The 17,994-nt window shown below is 32.5% G+C and carries 17 protein-coding genes; 1 reads left to right on the top strand and 16 read right to left on the bottom strand.

What is annotated here, in order from left to right:
* Window positions 1-57 precede the first annotated feature (57 nt).
* The 4 genes from D1818_RS22075 to D1818_RS22055 form a co-directional block, all read right to left on the bottom strand.
* Window positions 58-723, bottom strand: coding sequence for a peroxiredoxin-like family protein (locus D1818_RS22075; protein WP_118464015.1), 666 nt, complete (start codon window positions 721-723; stop codon window positions 58-60).
* Between the two features lie 185 nt (window positions 724-908).
* Window positions 909-1,484 carry a Crp/Fnr family transcriptional regulator gene (locus D1818_RS22070; RefSeq protein WP_118461911.1) on the bottom strand — a complete coding sequence of 192 codons (576 nt, stop codon included), beginning with the start codon at window positions 1,482-1,484 and terminating at the stop codon, window positions 909-911.
* Between the two features lie 501 nt (window positions 1,485-1,985).
* Window positions 1,986-2,489 (bottom strand): MaoC family dehydratase, encoded by a 504-nt coding sequence (locus tag D1818_RS22060; RefSeq protein ID WP_118461907.1) that lies wholly within the window; start codon window positions 2,487-2,489, stop codon window positions 1,986-1,988.
* A gap of 253 nt (window positions 2,490-2,742) precedes the next feature.
* Complete coding sequence (locus tag D1818_RS22055; RefSeq protein ID WP_199726298.1) at window positions 2,743-4,155, bottom strand: alpha-L-fucosidase; 1,413 nt, start codon at window positions 4,153-4,155, stop codon at window positions 2,743-2,745.
* A 350-nt stretch (window positions 4,156-4,505) separates the two neighbouring features.
* Here D1818_RS22055 and D1818_RS22050 point away from each other — a divergent pair, with 350 nt between their 5' ends.
* Window positions 4,506-5,258 carry a helix-turn-helix domain-containing protein gene (locus D1818_RS22050; protein WP_158597006.1) on the top strand — a complete coding sequence of 251 codons (753 nt, stop codon included), beginning with the start codon at window positions 4,506-4,508 and terminating at the stop codon, window positions 5,256-5,258.
* Between the two features lie 280 nt (window positions 5,259-5,538).
* On the opposite strand, the gene D1818_RS22045 is transcribed toward D1818_RS22050, so the two are convergent.
* The 12 genes from D1818_RS22045 to sucC form a co-directional block, all read right to left on the bottom strand.
* Complete coding sequence (locus D1818_RS22045; protein WP_118461903.1) at window positions 5,539-6,816, bottom strand: RNA polymerase sigma factor; 1,278 nt, start codon at window positions 6,814-6,816, stop codon at window positions 5,539-5,541.
* A gap of 9 nt (window positions 6,817-6,825) precedes the next feature.
* Complete coding sequence (locus tag D1818_RS22040; RefSeq protein ID WP_118461901.1) at window positions 6,826-7,170, bottom strand: YciI family protein; 345 nt, start codon at window positions 7,168-7,170, stop codon at window positions 6,826-6,828.
* 28 nt (window positions 7,171-7,198) lie between these two features.
* Window positions 7,199-7,546 (bottom strand): YciI family protein, encoded by a 348-nt coding sequence (locus tag D1818_RS22035; protein WP_118461899.1) that lies wholly within the window; start codon window positions 7,544-7,546, stop codon window positions 7,199-7,201.
* A 120-nt stretch (window positions 7,547-7,666) separates the two neighbouring features.
* Window positions 7,667-8,899 (bottom strand): DUF3999 family protein, encoded by a 1,233-nt coding sequence (locus D1818_RS22030; protein WP_118461897.1) that lies wholly within the window; start codon window positions 8,897-8,899, stop codon window positions 7,667-7,669.
* A complete protein-coding gene (locus D1818_RS22025) occupies window positions 8,883-11,201 on the bottom strand; it encodes a DUF2339 domain-containing protein (RefSeq protein WP_118461895.1) in 2,319 nt (772 codons plus the stop codon). The genes D1818_RS22030 and D1818_RS22025 overlap by 17 nt, the downstream gene beginning before the upstream one ends.
* A 188-nt stretch (window positions 11,202-11,389) precedes the next feature.
* Window positions 11,390-12,151, bottom strand: coding sequence for a hypothetical protein (locus D1818_RS22020; RefSeq protein ID WP_118461893.1), 762 nt, complete (start codon window positions 12,149-12,151; stop codon window positions 11,390-11,392).
* Window positions 12,148-12,912 carry a YARHG domain-containing protein gene (locus D1818_RS22015; protein ID WP_118461891.1) on the bottom strand — a complete coding sequence of 255 codons (765 nt, stop codon included), beginning with the start codon at window positions 12,910-12,912 and terminating at the stop codon, window positions 12,148-12,150. Before D1818_RS22015 ends, D1818_RS22020 begins: the two co-directional genes overlap by 4 nt.
* Before the next feature lie 179 nt (window positions 12,913-13,091).
* Complete coding sequence (locus D1818_RS22010) at window positions 13,092-13,973, bottom strand: PD40 domain-containing protein (RefSeq protein WP_118464012.1); 882 nt, start codon at window positions 13,971-13,973, stop codon at window positions 13,092-13,094.
* A 244-nt stretch (window positions 13,974-14,217) separates the two neighbouring features.
* Window positions 14,218-14,970, bottom strand: a complete 753-nt coding sequence (locus tag D1818_RS22005) for a DUF6503 family protein (protein ID WP_118461889.1) — start codon at window positions 14,968-14,970, stop codon at window positions 14,218-14,220.
* A gap of 449 nt (window positions 14,971-15,419) precedes the next feature.
* Complete coding sequence (locus tag D1818_RS22000) at window positions 15,420-15,926, bottom strand: ferritin (protein ID WP_118461887.1); 507 nt, start codon at window positions 15,924-15,926, stop codon at window positions 15,420-15,422.
* Window positions 15,927-16,159: 233 nt separating this feature from the next.
* Window positions 16,160-16,666, bottom strand: coding sequence for a cupin domain-containing protein (locus D1818_RS21995; RefSeq protein ID WP_118461885.1), 507 nt, complete (start codon window positions 16,664-16,666; stop codon window positions 16,160-16,162).
* 79 nt (window positions 16,667-16,745) lie between these two features.
* The gene (sucC, locus tag D1818_RS21990; protein ID WP_118461883.1) at window positions 16,746-17,939 is read right to left on the bottom strand and encodes an ADP-forming succinate--CoA ligase subunit beta; all 1,194 of its coding nucleotides are present in this window, start codon (window positions 17,937-17,939) and stop codon (window positions 16,746-16,748) included.
* Between the last annotated feature and the right edge of the window lie 55 nt (window positions 17,940-17,994).

Here is a 17,994-nt window from a genome sequence, read left to right as displayed (position 1 = left end):
TTGGTTTTATTGTGATTGTGTTTAAAAAAAATTGAATTGAATTTTTGAATAGACTGTTTATTTTTTGTTTAAAGCGTTTATAATATCATAGGGCTCGACACGATTTCTATAGTCACCGCCTCCTGTTTTTGCAAAGGAAATTATACTATCTTTCTCAATGATAAATGTGGCAGGAATGGGAATTTCACTTTTCTCATCGCAATTATAACAATCGTAATCGTGCCCTAAATCGGCCATTTTTTCTAATGAGTCTTCTGGATTTTTATGAACTGTAGTAAACTCCTTTGATACAATATTTCCATTATCACTTAAGACTTCAAACTGCAATGCATTTTTGTCTTTAGTACTGAAAGAGGCATCTGGTGTTTGTGGAGAAATAGCAACTAGAATAGCCCCTTCTTTTTCTATTTCCGGAAGCACTGTTTGGTACTGGCTTAATATTAAGTTACAATATGGACACCAAGTACCTCTATAAAAAGTAAGAACGACTCTTTTCGTTTCTAATAATCTATAAAGGTTAACACGTTCGTTAAGCGCATTTAAAAGCGTAAAATTGGGCGCTTTATCACCGACTTGAAGTTTTAAAATAGAAGTGTGTTCTTCACCTATTCTTTCTGCATCTGAATTAAGGACCTCAAATACATCCGAAGGAAGCGTATGCGATAACTTTTCTTTTAATTCTTTTAAGCCTTCTTTATATGAAGGAATTACTTGTGTATTCATCACTGCTAATTTTATAGTAAAATGAGACATAGTTTTTATAAGTTTCCTATGGTCTCATTATCTATTCTTATTTAGTAAATAATAGACAAGACAAAGTTGCGTCATATGTGAAGAGATAAATATGACGCGTGTTAAGAAAAGAGCTTGACGTTTATCAAGCAGTAAAATTGATATACATCAATTTTTTAAGATTTCGAACGGATTCTACTTATTGATTCAGGAGAAATTCCTAGATAAGATGCTAAAACATACTGGGGTACACGATTTGCAATTTGAGGATATTTATTAACGTACTCCCAATAGCGTTCTTCTGAAGTTTTACTAATATTAGAAATGGTTCTTTTATAAGAGTAAGCCATTGACCTTTCTGTAAATAATCTAAAATATTGACATAAATTATGTATTCTACTACAAAGTTCTTCAACATCATCATATTTCATTTGTAAAATTATAGAATCTTCAAGCGCTTCAGCATAATATTCTGCAGGAGTTCTATTTATATAACTATAAAAGTCGGTAAAAAACCAATCTTCGATTGCAATAATTACAGTATGTTCTTTTCCCAAGTCATCTAAATAAAAAACTCTGACTGCACCTTCTACGATATAGTTTCGATATTCAGATACAAACCCCGGTTGAACAATAAATTGCCTTTTCTTTATTCTAGTGGTTTTTAATATTGAAGTGAACTCTCCTATTTCATCATCTGTTAGCTCAACATATTTGGCTATATGATCCAATAGTCCTTTGTACTTATTCATAGATTTATGTTGTTTTTACTATCACTGATAACGTTTAATATTTTTTTCATTTTGCTTAGATTTATTTTTAAATATGCTACAACCGATTTGTATACAATTTCGCTGCGTGTTTCAGCTTCTAATTTAGCAAATACAAATTGAATAGAAAATCCTAACGGATTTTCGTAAGTAGTCTCATACCGGTTATAAAAATCTAACATCACAGCATAAAGTAAATCACCCAGGGATTCTGTGCTAAATTTTGCTCTAATTTTTATATATTTTGTTTTGTTAAGTTTATTTTCGACAATTAGCATTTTCTATTCTGATCACGCACTTTTATACTCTTTTTTTTCAAATATAAGTAGTTCAAGATTAACTCTTTTATCAGCCTCATCTTCACTTTCAAAATGTCCATTATATATACAGAAAATAACAAACAGTTAATTCATAAAGATAAAATAGTGATAATTGTAAATCTAAAAGGCAGGTGCGTCCTTTAAGAAAGTTATGGATTGATAACTATTGCTTAAACGTTTCTGGGTTTTTATATTTTACAGTTTGTAAATGTTCACAGTATAATACTAATTCTCCTGGCTGTTTGTATACTTCATAACTTACTACAATGAGTCCCATTTCTTTGTACTTCGGCTTTTTACTTAAATGGGTACGAACCGTATAGATTGTATCTCCTATAAATACCGGTTTAATAAATCGTAACTTATCATAGCCATAACTAAAGGTGTTCACATTGTTATTGGCCATTAAGCCTAATCCTAAAGAGAATACCATAGCACCTGCCACTAATCTTTTGCCAAAAAGACCTTCTGTTTCAGCGAAATTTTGGTCGCCAACATAAGGATGCATATCCAATACTAATCCATTAAACATCATGGCTTCTCCTTCTGAAATGGTTCGACTAATTGATCTGTCTTTTTGACCTATCTTAAAATCTTCATACATCCACGTCTCCGTGTTGTACAATGGAATGTCTTTGTGTTTATCTACAGGAGTGTTTTCGGGCATAATTTTGTAAGTTTTGAATACTATTTTTCTTTGTTTTTGTTTATTTCAATTACCTTCTAAAAAATGTACTTACAATTTATCCTCTAACTATTTTTTGTTTCTTTTCATTCCAATTTAGTGTACTTTTCAAATTCATAACAAATCGTTCTAACGGGGAATTACCCATGTGTCTTCAACTTTTATTTAGATTGAATTTTAAATATAAAAGCGTGCTTACAAGGTTTACTTTCCGGTAATTGAATTTCCAATGCATCTAACGTTTGCTAAAAGCAATTTTTGATTTAGAACCAATTAATTCTATTTTTTCTATTTTACCATTATAAGTCGTAGAACTCAATGATTTAATTGGAAGAATTCCTGATTCTGACCATCCTAATGCAATGGCGTATAATTGTCCATCGCGCGTAGTAAAACGAATGTCTTCATCACCAAAACCATCAAACTTCATATCTGCTAAATGCCCTGTTTTTGTTTCTGTAGGGCCTTCACCGTAAATAAGCCAAGGTCGGCTTTCATAAATCGCTTCTCCATTAAGTTTCAGCCATTTCCCTATTTCTCTTAAACGTTGCTTTTGATCCTCAGGGATGGTTCCGTTAGGATGTGGCGCTACATTTAGTAAAAGATTGCCGTTTTTACTTACAATGTCTACCAAATCGTCTATTAAATTGTTGGTTGGATAACATTTTAGATCTTTGTGCCAAATCCATTTTTGTTTAGAGATTGACGTATCGGTTAACCAAGGTTCTGGATATATTTTAGGCATGCGATTGCGTTCAAGATCAACAGTACCTGTTCCAAGTGGAAAGTCAGGACGTTTAAAAGTTAAAACGAATTCTTGTTCTTTTTTAGCTGCTGCATTGTAGGCATAAGCCATCATTTCTTGACGTACTTCTTCAGATAGTATTTGTATGCGGTTATCGAACCAGAGTAAGTCAGGTGAATAACCATCTATCACTTCTTTTACTTTTTCGAGCCAAACGTGTTCAAAAGCAGCACTAGGCATTGGATTTACATTATAGTAGCCTTTAGCTTCTTTTGTACTCCAAGCCGTTTTAGGTAATTTTTCGCCATATAAAGAAGCGTTTTCTATGGCAGCACAATCAGTGCTCTCATCCCAGGTAGGAAACCATCCCCAAAGCCAGGAATGATGAAGACTTACAACGTATTTTAGTCCGCGTTTACGAATTGCTTTTTCCAATTCAGAAACAATATCTCTTTTGGGGCCTTTGTCTACAGAATTCCAAGTATTTACTTTAGAATCCCACATCGAAAAACCATCTGCATGTTCTCCTGCTGGACCAGCAAACCGAGCTCCGGCCTCTACAAATAAATCTGCCCATTCATCGGCGTCAAATTTAGGTGCTTTAAATAAAGGGACTAAATCTTTATATCCAAACTGTTTTTGATCGCCGTAAGTTTGTTTATGCGAGGCATAGTTAGGGTGCTTTTTAGAATACATATTATGACCATACCAGTCTGAAGCCGTTTCCGGAACAGAGTAAACTCCCCAATGGGTATAAATACCAAATTTGGCATCTCGAAACCACTCAGGACATTTATACTGCGAAAGCGATTCCCAATTGGCTTTATATTGTTCTTGGCCGAAAAGAAATTGACAGCTAACAAATAAAGTAACTATAAATAGTACTTTCTTTAATGTGCACATCTTTAATCTGTTTTATAATTATAAGAAATTTTAAGGCTATAGAATGTAGATTAGATTTAAAATAAAACCCAACTTTTTTGTGGCCTGTCTTTATTTAGTCTCGTGTTACAAATCTAAATATTAATACTAGCTCCATGTTATACAGACCCAATGAATCATTTAACAAACCCGATATTACTTCTTTTTCAAATTTTTAATAATTTAGCCTAAATTCACGTTATAGTCAATAAATAAAGATAATGTACAACTTTGGTCTTTTAAAAAACATATCATTTAATTTATCTTCAGTTAAACATTGTCGACTTGGCAAAGAATGGAACTACAAAAATATAATAAGCCCATTTACAAGAATGTATCTTATTACAAAGGGAGGTGCTTACATTTATCTAAAAGGTAAAAAAATAAAACTGAGGCAAGATCATCTTTACTTAATTCCAAGTTATCAGCAGTGTAATTACGAATGCAATGACTACATGGAGCAATTCTATACTACGTTTACAATTCACCTTCCAGATAATTTAAGCATCTATCAATTATATAACTTTAGCATTGAGATTAAGGCAAATGCATTTCATTACGAATTGTTTTATAAATTATGTAAAGCGAACCCTAATAGAAGGTTACCAATTGGGGATCCTTTAATATACCAGAAAACAAATTTGAATACACTTAAACACAAAAAAAGTGGTGCCAAAGAAAATTTAATTACGGGCGGGCTACTGGGCGTATTATTGTCTGAGTTTATCGACTCCACTAAAATGACATTAAAATCGGAGCCGTCTAATAGGATATCAGCTTCTATCATGTTCATTCATAAAAATCTTAGTAATCGTCTTACGGTATCTCAGTTGGCATCACAATGTTTTATGTCGCCAGATCACTATACAAGAAAATTTAAAGACTTAACCAAGCAAAATCCTATTGATTATATTAATAGGCAACGTATTGAAAAAGCACTTTTACTATTAAATACAACTTCAAGTTCATGTAAAGAAATTGGATACCAATGTGGATATAATAGTAATACTTATTTTTGTAAAATCTTCAAAAAACATGTGAAGCTTTCTCCCAATGATTACAGAATTAACTTAGGTAAGTTGTAATCTTAAATTCTCAAACATGTATTTTTTTGTAGTCTGAAGTCTTGACCTAGGATTAAACCCGCTTTATAAAATCACGATTTCCGTCGTTAGGTATCTGAGTAATTTTCATATTCAATATGAGGACGATAAACAGAATGAACAAGATTTTTTCCTTCTATTTAAGGAAATTTCATTTTTACAGAAAAGTAATGATATAGATGGTAATAGGATGATAATATATGTTTATTAATTAATCAGGCTGAATTTTAGATCTCCTTCGGAATGACAATTCATAGTATTCTTAATTAAGAATACGGGCTATTTTTTGTTGTAAGCAATGTTGCTCTGGCTTGGATTGGGTAAGTTGTATTGCTTGTTGATAATACTCAACGGCTATATGAGGTTGTATCAAGCGTTCATGGATTTCTCCCAGAATGGCATGATATAAATAATACTTATTAAGTATTTTATGATCCCTGATTTCTTCTATCGCTTCTAATGCTTCTTCAGGTCCATATAACTCTAGTAGAATTAAGCATCTATTTAAATAAACAATGGGATCTTTATCTATGTTTAACAACAGATCATAATATTTAAGAATTTCTTTCCAATTCGTAGTTTCATAACTTAGAACTGTACAATGCTGATATGCTATGGCCGCTTCTAGATGATATGTAGTAAGTGCATCGCCAAATGCTGCTTGATTAAGATAGTTACTTCCTAACGCAATCAGTTTTGTATCCCAAGTACTTCTGTCCTGATCTGGTAATAGGATGAGCGCTCCTTGTTCCGTAATTCGGCTATTTATTCTAGCGGTATGAAAACACATCAGCGACATCAATGCATATACTTCTGGCAATTGTGTGCGCTCACTATCTAAAAGTGATTTGCATAACCACATGGATTGCGAGATCAAATCTTTTCGTATTAACTGATCATCATGAGTGGAATTATATCCTTCGTTAAACATCAAATAGATTGCGCTTAACACGGAAGAAGTTCTAACACCAATTTCCTCCGGAAATGGTATACTCGGTCTTATCTTATGTTTTCTGAAATATTCTTTAGTACGATATAGTCTTTTAGAGATGGTATCTTCTGATGTAAGAAAAGATTTTGCTACTTCTTTGGTACTAAATCCGCAAAGAGATTTAAGAATAAATGTAATCTGGTTTTCCTGAGAAATATCTGGATGACAACACGCATACATCATCGCCAAAAAATCATCTTGTATATGTTGCTCTTTCCAGAAATCCTTCATAGTACTTGCTAACGTATATTCTGAGGTCAGTAGTTTACGTTCGGGATCAGAGAAATCAATAGTTTTACTGTGCTTTTTTCTTCTGATAATATCTATTGCTTTGTTGCGGGCTGTGCGATATAACCACGCTCTTGGGTTATCCGGCATTCCTCTATACTTCCAGGTTTCCAAAGCACTCACCAGTGCATCCTGCACTACATCTTCTGCAAGTTCTATATTTTCTGTACCGAAGATTTTGATTAAAACAGCAACCATCTTTCCAGACTCTTGTCTAAAAAGATGGTTTATCGTATTGTCTATGTGATCTTTTGGTTCCAAGATGATTGTTTAATCCATCGGAGCTATTTCACGAACCTCTACACTACAATCATACTCGAAACTAGGGCAGTCTTTTGCGATCTCTGTAGCATGCACTAGAGAATCTGCCTTAATAAGTAAGTACCCTCCCACCAATTCTTTGCCTTCTGCAAATGGACGATCCGTAACTTTCTTTCCTCCTTCTGTCATGGTACTTCCTTCATTCATTAAAGGTTGCCCTCCTACTAATTTATCTTCTTGTGCCAAGCTTCCCATCCATTGTTGCCAATGTTCCATATGCTTTTGCATACCTTCTGGAGATACCGAATCATATTTTTCCTGTCCTCCTCGTATCAACATTAAAAATTCTTTCATCATTTATGATTTTTAATTACACTTGCGATTAAGCCTCATCTGGCCAAACTTCTCTAACTTCTACAGAAGACTCCCATTGCAATCCTGGGCATCCTTTCGCCATTTCGGTTGCTTCTTCTATTGTTTCTGCCATTACGGTAATATAACCGCCTACTAATTCTTTAGCTTCAGCAAAAGATCTGTCAGTAATTTTCGTACCTCCAGGATGAATGGTTTTTACAGTTGGATACAAACGTTCACCACCCACATATTTTTCTTGTTCTGCCATTTCCCCAATCCATTCCATCCACTTTTCCATATGTGCATTTTGTTCTTCTTCGGATTTTGCATCCCAAACGTCGTCTCCTCCTTTAAAAAGGAACATAAATTGTTTCATAAGTCTATTTATTTATGGTTTATATGGTTCTATGACGAAGTAGTTTTTAGTATTTGGACAGGTTATCCATTTTTTTTCGACGCACGTCCTCTACTAATGATTCTCACTTAGCTCGAAGCACTACTTTTTTTTCATCATCATCAGTGTAAATCCTCCTAGTAATGCGATAATTATACCCATCACTGCCCATAACCAAATTTTGTTTTCAAAAAGTGGTGCAACAACCTTCTCTCCTTTCTTTTCAATTCTTTTTTCTGTTCCTAACTCTATTGTTTTCAGCTTTTCTGGAACTATATTAGACATATATTGCAAATCGTATGAAGGTTTACCAATCTTAGCATTTCCGTAGACAAGAAAATAGGTAGCAGGTGTTGTAAATCGAGTGATCAATTCATGTGTATATCCTTTTATCTGAATAGCACCAATTGTAAGTGGTTCATTATCCTGATTGTTAATAATCACTCTTAATTTGTTTGTAATCTTACTATTACTTCTAAATTCATTTTCTTCTATAGAATTAAGGATCCCTGAACTAAGGTTTTGATAATTATAACGCCATCCTTTTTCTGTTTTTATACTATCTCTAAGATATTCTATGCGAACTGATCGATAATAATCAAAATCATTACCACCTTCTATTTTTATATAACTTACTGGAACCGCTGTTTGCAAATCGATATCTATTACTGTACTTCGATTTTGTTTTTTCTCCTGCGTACGCATCGATTTAATCGTGTGCATCTTGTAGTCACCTTCTGTTGTTTCCTTTAAGGTTATCTGAGCATTCTTTAGTTCTGGTGCGTTAGTTCCGTTGACGAAAAGGCGATAGTATTGATGCTTAGAATCAGGAAGCTTAAGACTTGTGAACGTATATGCTGTTAGTTCATTTCTAATCGAAAGGATACGATAGCTATCTACAATCGAATACCACTCTTTTAAGTTTTGGCTTCCTTCTAGGTTAACTAATCTATCAAAATTATCCTCTTTAAAGAATAATTTAATCTGATTAATTGCTTGGTCAGATGATATTTTGAAAGTTATAAAAGATCCTTTGCTGGTCGTCGCTCTATTTATAATTTTGAAATTAACCTGTTTACTAGATCTTTTCTCCTGATTTTTTTTCAAAATATAAGGAGCTTCTACCGTATCATTCTCTTTAGTAATTCCATAAATTCTAATATCCGAAAGATCCGATGATACGTTTTTAAATAGTTCATCAGGCAACATAATACGATGCCAACTATCGATAATACCTTTTAGTTCTCTTTTATACTCATACCTATCAATCTGTCCATATATAGAAGAACAGATTAAAAAAAGTACACAACCTAGTATATTAATCTTTGACCTCATCTGTAATGATATGTTTGTATTTATTATATAAGAAAGAAATAACTAATAATAACAACCCTAAGGATACAAATACGATAGTTTTAGAAATCGTATTAAGGTGCGAAATATCATAAAGGAAAAGTTTTATCAAGGTAATTCCAAAAAGCGTAAAAGCAATAATTCGTATATGTTTTATCTTTTTCCAAAAGCCTAAAACAACCAATAATAATGAGTATATACCCCAAAGAATACTTAATCCCAGTTTATCTGAAGATGCATAACCAGCGATATCCAACCAATGAATCAACTCACTGCTAATTATATAAAGGATAGCTATTTGTAATATAATATCAAAGGCTATCTTAAATGTTCTTCCAAGGAACTCCTGTCTTACATATTGATAACAGGCTACCAATAGACCAACACAAAAAACTAGCGATATATATCGAATACCAATATGATAAAAACCTGCTTCACCAGATTCCAGTAGCGTTGGGTCTAGATAACTTTCTCGTAACTCACTAAGTATATACAATCCATTTGTTAGGAAAATAAGTAAGGTGAATATATTAAGGAGTATATTAATATATCCGAAAACCATATTTTTAAACTTCTTGATATTTAAAAAAGATAAAACTGTTAGGAAGATTAGTGTATAATTTATCAACCAAATTCCTCGAAACTCTGATCTATTACCCTCGAAAGCATTCCAATATTCTATAATTTCTAAGAAAAAGGCCATATATAAGATGGATAAAAACATAGCCGAAATCCACAAAGAGATTAGTTGATACAAGGTTTTGTAATTAGGCCAAGGAAATGGATGTTTATCACTGCGATGTATATACAAAATGTATCCAAATGAAACTGCACATAGTAAAGATGTGAGTAAGGAAATATTAAAAAACGGAGTCATTCCTGTTTCTGGTTCTAAAGAAGCATACGAGTATTCCACATAATAAAACCACCAATCCTGAATCAAACTAAAAAAGGTTAATGCCATAACTGGATATGCCAGTTTTTCATAAATAGGAACTTTTTTAGTTCTACCTATCCAAAATAGTAAAGCAGCTTCTGTGGCCCATAATAATGTTACCCAATTACCATCTAACTGCACAGGGAATGCAATACTGATAAAGACCAATACCATTCCTGAAGTAAAGTAAAACAGATTACGATCTGCTAACTTTAATCTGTAAATAACAACGCTTATCACAAAATGTATGATCGCATTTGCCAAAGTAAATATTCCTAATAATTGTTCTCCTACAGGATGATCGTTTAGTATAGCAAAACCAATCCCATAAAAAACAAAAGCATTAATCAACTGAAGTATTACATCTCCCGTACCAAACTTTTCCTTTTTCCGAAGTTTATATACTAAGAATATAGAGTAGAACGTAGCAAAAAACACTAATAAAAAGACAAATGCCAGCTTAAAATGAATGTCAGTTTCATAATCTGAAGCATACCAGCCAAAGTAAATCAACCAAGTAAGGAAAAAAGAAGAATAATACAATGATTTCCAATATCGCTGCAGTGCTATGAATAAAATCCCAATATTAATGATTGCCATATAACTGAATAGTACTGCTACTTGTCCGGATCCATTACTTAATAAAAATGGAACTGCATAAGCACCTACTAATCCTATATGGGCAATTACCGGTTTATTATATTGTATCGCAGCAAATACGGTAAAAATGGTAAACAAAACCATTAATCCAAAAGCGAACAACTGCGGAAAAAGGTCATATAGACTGTACCCTAAAAAGGTAATAAAATATAATATCGCAATAGCACCACTAACCAAAACAGAGCTAAAATTATGATACTTCTTTTTTAATTTCATCCCCACTCCTATCAAACCAATACCAGTTAGATATCCTAGTATGATCCTCGTTAATGGGCTTATTAAATCATTATCTATAGAATATTTGGCTCCTATAGCTACCCCAATTATTAAAATAATGACTCCTATTTTACTAATCAGATTCTCTCCAATAAATTTTTCTATATTCGACTTCCCTTTTGGTTTAACAGCCTTTTTAACCACAGGTTTCGAAACTGGTATCACAGGTTGTTTCTGTGCCACAGGTTCAATGGGTTTAGATGTATCTTCTGCTGTTTTGGGGACTGGTTCAGGAATTGGAGAAATCGTTTTTTCCTTTACAATTGGATTTTCTTTTTGCTCTTCAGAAGTCTTTAACTGATGAATTTCATATTTCAAGTCTAGTATTTCTCTGCGAAAAACTTCCTGTTTTTTCGAAAGAATTTCCAGCTTCTGAAGGAGCTCATTGATGTACTTTTGATTGTCGGCCATTATTTTTTCAATATAAAAATGAATATACGATCTCGATATTCATCATAGAAATATAGGTAAAAAAAAGAGTCTTCTTAAAATATAAGAACATCTTATACCTTTTTGATACTCAAAAATATCATTAAAAGAAATCAATTAACCCCCTGAAAAAAGGGTATTACCCCAATGGTTTATAGTGTTTAGAAATTCTAAAAACCTGTGGTAAATAAATTTCTGGCTCCTCTAATACCACATTTTTGATACTTATGGTAGGATTGAGCGGCTCTTTCATCAATCTGACTTCCTGATTCTTTCCTAACCCATCCATCGATTGCTGCCTTTAATGTATATGCTTCAGGAGCCATAAGATGTGTTGTCCATAATATCGGATTAGCCTTTGCTTTTTTAATTTCAGGAGAAAAATAACTTTTACTATAACATGCCAGAATAATGACATCTCTTGTTTTAGTAACGGATTCTTTATACGTAATATTCACATCAAAATCCATTAAACCATCGTGTCCTACATACGCTAATAAATCCGACCCTCCTCCAAAATCTAATATCCTTTCTTTTTCTTTTATCTGAATCGGAATCTGACCATTAGATGATTTTAAAAAATCTTCTATACTTGTTTTGATTTTAGCCCCATCATATGCATCTGCTAACAGGTAGATGTCCTTAGTAGCATGTTTAAACAATAATCTTTCTAAGATATTAGAATCTTTAGAAGGAATGCTTCTTAGCAGTGTCCAATCTCTGGTTTTAACTTTAAAAAATGTCTTTACACCATATCCAGCTCCCCAGTATAAATTATTTTTAGGATCCTGACCATTTCCTATACTTTTTGGAACAGGAACAATACCTTGATTTATATTATCACATAAAGCCACAAAAACATGAATGGTTTTTGCCTGACCAAAAGAAGGTTTTGAAATTAATATAAATATAAGTATTCCTATTATCCTCATTCTTTTATACTTAAAATCAATTCTATATTCTTTTTTTCTATTTCTGTTAACTTACCAGTCGCATCATCGTCTGAAGGCATATACCAAGATTTTGATTCAAAATAATCCTGCCACTTTTCTGTTGTAAACATATACCCGTGCGAAGCGAAAATCTCGTTTTTAATAACTGCCAATTCTTCTTCGGTCTTCTTATTAAGTTCGTCTAGTGTAAAAACTCTATGAGAGAATATATAGTGGTCTCGTTCAATTGCTTTTAGATCTGTATACGGTTTTGAGAATGCACCATTTTCTTTTATTGGCTGAAACTCCAACCATTCCTTCATTCCAATTTGCTTGCCGTCTCCTAAACAATCTAACTTTTCTCTTGTTTCTTTAAAGACCAATAAATCACTAGCGATAAAAACGGATTTTCTTTTATCATCAAAAGAGCAATCTGCCATTTCTCTTTCATAAGCTATCGTATCAATTCTTTCGCCATTATTACTAAAAGAAGTTATGGAAGATTGTTCACAACTGCCTCCCGCATTGCATTCTAAAATGGTAGATACAATAATATAATCGTTCGTTTTTGCAACTATTTTACCTGCAAATAATTTTTCCGATCTTTCTGTAGGTTTAAAATCAAAATACTTCTTTGCTAACGCTAACGGGATTTCTTTTTTGGACGAATCAAAAAACAGTAGAAGCCCATTAAAATCATTTTTCTGAGCATAGTTTTTAGAAGAAAGGAAAACAACTATGATTAACAAATATCTTATCATAAATGATATTACTTTTTAAAAAAATTAATAAAACAGGTTAATCATCAGAAAAAGGGAGGGTAAAGTACAAATCTAAAAAAAAGCCTATCGAAAATTAACAGGCTTTATGTTTTTTTTTGAATAATAATATATTGTCATCTCTATCTCACTGCAATGAAATACAAAATTCTCTATTATTCCTATCGATATTGATTGATAATAGAAGCATCAACCCAATAAATATCTTGATTACTAGTGTAGAAAAAGTATTTCCCATCTTTGGTAACAAATGGACATAATTCATGTCCTTTAGTATTGATAGAAGCTCCCATATTCTTAGATGTAGCCCAACTACCATCTTCATTTTTAAAACTAATATATAAATCTCCTCTACCCAATCCTTCTTTGCGTGTCGCGCAAAAAATAATATAAGATTCATCCGGAGCTACAAACACATCTGCTTCATAACTTTTAGTATTTACAGCATCACTCAATTTCTTTGGCTCCTGAAATTCACCATTTATTTTTTTTGAAGCGTATATATCAAAATTGTCATTTTCTGAATTGTGATTTGAACTAAAGTACATAGTACCACTATCCGTAAAGGAAATATAATATTCATTGGCATCAGAATTAATATTAGATCCAGCATTTATAGGGTCTGACCATCCATTTTCTTCTTTCTTCACATACCAGATATCTATATCTTTTTTATTTCCTTTTCCTGTTAAGGGTCTATTCGATATAAAATAGAGTTCTGTTTCATCAGGAGAAAGAAATGGGTCATTACCGCTGTATAAAGAATGTGATATGATAGTTTTTGGTACGATCCAAGAATCTTTTTCTAATCTTGTGTACCTAATCTCCGGTTTGCCATTTATATCAACTCCGAAAAAAAATTCTTTTCCATCTTTAGAGAAGACAGATCCAAATTCATATTCTGAAGGTTTAGAAATTATATTAGGGGCAAATATTTCTGGTTGTAATCCAGGAGGTTTTTGTTTTAAGTATAATAGGGATTCTTCTTTATTTTGGGCATATCCTAATATAGGTAGTATAACAAAGAAAAAAAGTATTCTCATAATTTTTAATTTCATCATCGTTAAATCTTGATAGTTTTTAAAATGTGATTACTGATAATTGTCAATCGCTCCGAAATCTTTACTTTGATTATTCTATGAAATCTTAATCCCAAAATTCGATAAGATATCTTTTAATGCAATTAAAGACTAATGTATATCTATATACTATACCTATTTAAACGTATAATGTTACATAGTACCACTATCTTTTTATGTTCTTTTTGAAAAAAATTATGCTAAATTATCAATCAATACTTTTAATTATTATATCTGATCCTGAGTAACTATCATCATGATACTCATGCCAATGCCTTATTCTTGGTATAATAATTCCTTTGTAATTAAAATCTTTCTCAAAATATAATCGTTCTCCTTTTTTAGATTCATTGGGAAAGATGATCTCTAGTCCAACTAATTTGTAATCTGAAGTTCTTATGTATAATTTCCAAAATTCAGAAAACACTGCTTCCTTTAATTCTAATTCAATTTTATAACTCGTTTCATCATTAAAATCAACTATAGCAGTAGTATCAATACTTTTCAAGGTTTGATCATTTAATGCCATTGGTAAACCATACATTATTTGATAAAATTTCTGGTATACACTGCTCCTTTCTGTTTGTAATCGATATTTAGCGACCAATGTTGAATCTATAGTTTCTGAATTGTTTAGTAACACCTTGGTAAGTCCATTCTCATCTACTATATGGGTAGAAACATATTGACCTCTATTTCGCTGAAGTTCAAATGAACCCGTAGCGTTATTCATTTTTATAATAGAATATCGTGTTGAATTTACTATTCTAGGTTCTTGGATATAAACGTCAAAACTTACTTCTCCCCATATATTCGAAGGATCATGATATTTTTTACTTTTTTGTAAAATCTCTCTACCGTTTAACTCTGCTGAAGTTGAAGAACATCCACATAAAAAGAATAGTGATCCTAAAAGTATACTTTGAAAAAATAGCGTCTTTATTGTTTTCCTTACGATCATTTTAAATGATTAGTAAATTACATAGTACTAATCTATAAAATCATTTTTGCAATCTGTACTAATAAACTCTTAATCAATTACAAAACTGAATCTGTCAAGTACAGTATTTCTGGTTTACTTATTCAAAAAAAGGTAAAAAAATAAGCATGTGATCACATGCTCATTAGGAGTTTATTCTTTAAATTTAATTAATCAACTTATAGCTTAGGGCATCTTTTACAATTACTTTTTCCTTTCTTCTTATATTTCTTACAACATTTTTTCTTTTTGCCACCACAACTAACTTCGCAATTCATTGCTGCACAAGGTGAATATAAAGAGGTCATTCCCGAATTTTGCACTACTATTTAATTTTTATTGAATCTAAATAAAGCGCAAAAATATAAAAAAAAGACTCTCAAAAAAAGAATCTTTTAATTTTATTTAGTTACTTATTAACAACAAGTTACCTACTCCTGTTGTGAATTACTTATCTGAAAGGTATTAATATCTCTATCGAATAAATAGTGCCCTGATTTATCATCACCGATAATTTTTAATTTATCCAATAAAGTTCTCGCGACTGCTTCCTCTTCTAATTGTTCTGCTACATACCACTGCATAAAATTATGAACATTATAATCTTTATGTTGTAGACATTGAAAAATAACGTTATTGATCTGTGCAGTTACAAATTCTTCACTTTCTAAGAAAATTTCGAATAATTCTCTTAATGAATTAAAATCATCTCTTGGCTTTTCGATAGCAGGTATTACCGCTTGTCCATTTCTTTCATTAATAAATTTGACCAGCTTAGTCATATGTACACGTTCTTCTTCAGATTGTGTATAAAAAAAATCGGCTATCCCATTATAGCCATTTACATCAGCCCAACATGCCATAGAAAGATATTGTGCAGATGCCGTAGCCTCATATCGTACTTGTTCATTCAATGATTTCTCTATTTCAGGTATCATATTTTTTTAATTTCTTGTATTTATAATATTATTTAAATGTAAAAAGGAACTCACCTATAATAATCTCCGATGTGTATCAAAAGTTTTACTGTAGCTCTTTTCATTTTAATGAACTAAAAGTACATAATTTATAGTCTTTTCAATAGTTTTGACTAGTGTTTTCAGCTAATTTAAAATAAGACTACTTAATAATCCAAGGATCATAAACAGTTCTCCCCTATTTCTTTATAAAACTATTGACGAGTATATTGTGTAATTATCTCTGAATGATCTGGATATTGATTTACCAAAACATCCCTGTTAGCTAACTCAAAATCAGCAAAATCAAAACCAGGTGATACCGTACAACCCACAAAAGAATAACCTTCTGTGTCTTTTACACTAGAAGCAAACCAACAACCTGCAGGCACTACCAACTGAGGAGTTTCTCCTAGATCCAGGTCCATTCCTACAGCGTATCTAGTATATATTCCTTCTGGAGTAATCACGTGCACATACAACGAATTTCCTCCATAAAAATGCCACATCTCATCTTGTTTAATACGATGAAACGCTGAAAAATTTTCTGAAGTAAGTAGAAAATAGATTCCTGTACAATAATTACGATCTCCAGAAAATTTATCTTTTAAAACTGCTTTCGGAATAATACCATCGCTTCTATAAGTCTCCTTATAAAAACCACCTTCCGGATGTGGCATCATATCCAGTTTGGCAACTATTTCTTTTACTTTTTTATCCATACAAAAATCTTCTGCAAAAAAAGAAGCGACCCAAAGTTATGGATCGCTTCAAAATATGTTATAAATCTATACTTAGATATTATGCTAACACTGCTTGCACTTTATCTGCAGCTTCCTGAAACTGTGCAGCACTCTGTACATCCAATCCACTATTATCGATTAATTCTTTAGCGATATCCGCATTGGTACCTTGTAAACGCACAATGATAGGAACATTAATAGCGTCTCCCATATTTTTATATGCATCTACTACACCTTGAGCAACTCGATCACAACGTACAATTCCTCCAAAAATATTGATTAGAATCGCTTTTACGTTCTCATCTTTAAGGATAATTCTAAACGCTTCTTCTACACGCTTAGCATCTGCTGTACCTCCTACATCAAGGAAGTTAGCAGGTTCTCCACCAGCTTGCTTAATCAAATCCATCGTTGCCATCGCAAGACCAGCACCATTTACCATACATCCTACATTACCATCAAGATCCACATAGTTAAGACCTACTTCATTCGCTTCAACCTCGATCGGGTTTTCTTCGCGGATATCACGCATATCTACATAATTCTTATGGCGATACAATGCATTATCATCAATTGTAACCTTAGCATCAACTGCCATGATCTTATCATCACTTGTTTTTAAAACAGGATTGATCTCAAACATAGAAGAATCCGATTTTACATAAGCCGTATATAACGCCATCACGAACTTAGTCATTTCTTTAAACGCACCACCGCTTAATCCTAAGTTAAAAGCAATACGTCTAGCCTGAAATGGTAATAACCCTACTGAAGGATCTATTTCTTCTGTAAAAATTAAATGCGGAGTTTCTTCTGCTACAGTTTCTATATCCATTCCACCTTCTGTAGAATACATAACCATATTACGACCTGTAGTACGATTTAATAATACAGAAATATAAAATTCGTCTGGTTCACTATCTCCAGGATAATATACATCTTCTGCTACTAATACCTGATGTACTTTTTTCCCTTCTGCTGATGTCTGAGGAGTAATCAAATTCATTCCGATGATTTGTCCTGCTATATCTTCTACTTCCTGAAGATTTTTAGCAAGCTTTACTCCACCACCTTTTCCTCGACCACCTGCGTGTACTTGAGCTTTGATCACATGCCATCCAGTACCTGTCTCAGCAGTTAGTTGTTTTGCAGCAGCAACTGCTTCTTTTGCATTCTGTGCAACAATACCTCGCTGGATACGCACACCAAAGCTGCTTAATATCTCTTTACCCTGATATTCGTGTAAGTTCATAGTCTTATTTTTTGCCTTTTGAATAGGAGTCCCAAAAATAGGAAAAGTGAAGTTA

The organism is Aquimarina sp. BL5, assembly GCF_003443675.1.
In the GTDB taxonomy this organism is placed as follows: Bacteria; Bacteroidota; Bacteroidia; order Flavobacteriales; family Flavobacteriaceae; genus Aquimarina.
This window is presented reverse-complemented; position numbering and strand designations above follow the sequence as displayed.

What these genes read in the sequence shown, in the direction of transcription:
- D1818_RS22005 (WP_118461889.1), bottom strand. Translation starts at nt 14,970, where the DNA reads ATGATCGTAAGGAAAACAATAAAGACGCTATTTTTTCAAAGTATACTT.
- D1818_RS22070 (WP_118461911.1), bottom strand. Translation starts at nt 1,484, where the DNA reads ATGAATAAGTACAAAGGACTATTGGATCATATAGCCAAATATGTTGAG.
- D1818_RS22055 (WP_199726298.1), bottom strand. Translation starts at nt 4,155, where the DNA reads ATGTGCACATTAAAGAAAGTACTATTTATAGTTACTTTATTTGTTAGC.
- D1818_RS22010 (WP_118464012.1), bottom strand. Translation starts at nt 13,973, where the DNA reads ATGAGAATACTTTTTTTCTTTGTTATACTACCTATATTAGGATATGCC.
- D1818_RS22025 (WP_118461895.1), bottom strand. Translation starts at nt 11,201, where the DNA reads ATGGCCGACAATCAAAAGTACATCAATGAGCTCCTTCAGAAGCTGGAA.
- D1818_RS22015 (WP_118461891.1), bottom strand. Translation starts at nt 12,912, where the DNA reads ATGATAAGATATTTGTTAATCATAGTTGTTTTCCTTTCTTCTAAAAAC.
- D1818_RS21995 (WP_118461885.1), bottom strand. Translation starts at nt 16,666, where the DNA reads ATGGATAAAAAAGTAAAAGAAATAGTTGCCAAACTGGATATGATGCCA.
- D1818_RS22060 (WP_118461907.1), bottom strand. Translation starts at nt 2,489, where the DNA reads ATGCCCGAAAACACTCCTGTAGATAAACACAAAGACATTCCATTGTAC.
- D1818_RS22000 (WP_118461887.1), bottom strand. Translation starts at nt 15,926, where the DNA reads ATGATACCTGAAATAGAGAAATCATTGAATGAACAAGTACGATATGAG.
- D1818_RS22075 (WP_118464015.1), bottom strand. Translation starts at nt 723, where the DNA reads ATGAATACACAAGTAATTCCTTCATATAAAGAAGGCTTAAAAGAATTA.
- D1818_RS22035 (WP_118461899.1), bottom strand. Translation starts at nt 7,546, where the DNA reads ATGAAACAATTTATGTTCCTTTTTAAAGGAGGAGACGACGTTTGGGAT.
- sucC (WP_118461883.1), bottom strand. Translation starts at nt 17,939, where the DNA reads ATGAACTTACACGAATATCAGGGTAAAGAGATATTAAGCAGCTTTGGT.
- D1818_RS22050 (WP_158597006.1), top strand. Translation starts at nt 4,506, where the DNA reads ATGTATCTTATTACAAAGGGAGGTGCTTACATTTATCTAAAAGGTAAA.
- D1818_RS22040 (WP_118461901.1), bottom strand. Translation starts at nt 7,170, where the DNA reads ATGAAAGAATTTTTAATGTTGATACGAGGAGGACAGGAAAAATATGAT.
- D1818_RS22020 (WP_118461893.1), bottom strand. Translation starts at nt 12,151, where the DNA reads ATGAGGATAATAGGAATACTTATATTTATATTAATTTCAAAACCTTCT.
- D1818_RS22030 (WP_118461897.1), bottom strand. Translation starts at nt 8,899, where the DNA reads ATGAGGTCAAAGATTAATATACTAGGTTGTGTACTTTTTTTAATCTGT.